Annotated in this window: 1 protein-coding gene; it reads left to right on the forward strand. The window is 67.9% G+C overall.

The window, feature by feature from the left end:
- Window positions 1-98: 98 nt before the first annotated feature.
- Entirely contained in the window at window positions 99-539 is a 441-nt protein-coding gene (locus AC01Y6_RS10890; RefSeq protein ID WP_476671545.1) for a universal stress protein, read from the forward strand.
- Window positions 540-679: the final 140 nt, after the last annotated feature.

Below are 679 nucleotides of genomic sequence, written 5' to 3' on the forward strand. Positions count from 1 at the left end.
GCATCCGGGACGACATCTACTACCCGGTGAAGAAGTTTCTGAAGAAGGCCACGGGCCGCGATCCCGTGATCCTCCCGGTGGTCATAGAGGGGTGAGGGGTGTACCGGTCCATCCTTTTACCTACCGACGGGAGCGAGGCGGCGGAAGCGGGGGTAAGAGAAGGCCTCCGCCTGGCCCAGGCCCTAAAGGCCAGGGTGGCCCTCCTCTACGCCCTGGAGCCCTTGGGCCCGAAGCTTCTTCTGGGCCCCGAAACCCTCCCCTACTACCGGGAGCTCCTGGAGGACCTGCGCAAAGCGGGCCTCGCCGCCCTAGACCGGGCCACGCGCCTGGCCGAGGAGATGGGGGTGCCCTTTGAGGCTCACCTCCTAGAGGGCCTGGCGGCGGAGGTCATCCTGCAGGAGGCGGCCAAGCACGACCTCCTGGTTCTGGGCACCCACGGGCGCACGGGGCTGGACCGCCTTCTCCTCGGGAGCGTGGCCCGGGAAGTGGCGAGGAGAAGCCCCAAGCCCGTGCTCCTGGTGCCCTACCGCAGGGTGTAAAGCCAGAAGAGGCCCACCAGGTAGAGGGCAAGGAGGGCCAGGGTGTCCCAGGAGAGGACGGCGAGCTTGTTCAGGGCTTGGTAGCTCATCCCCACCAGGAGCACGCCGTACATGGCCAGGGCCACCAGGACCGCCCCCAG

It is taken from the genome of Thermus sp., assembly GCF_056332225.1.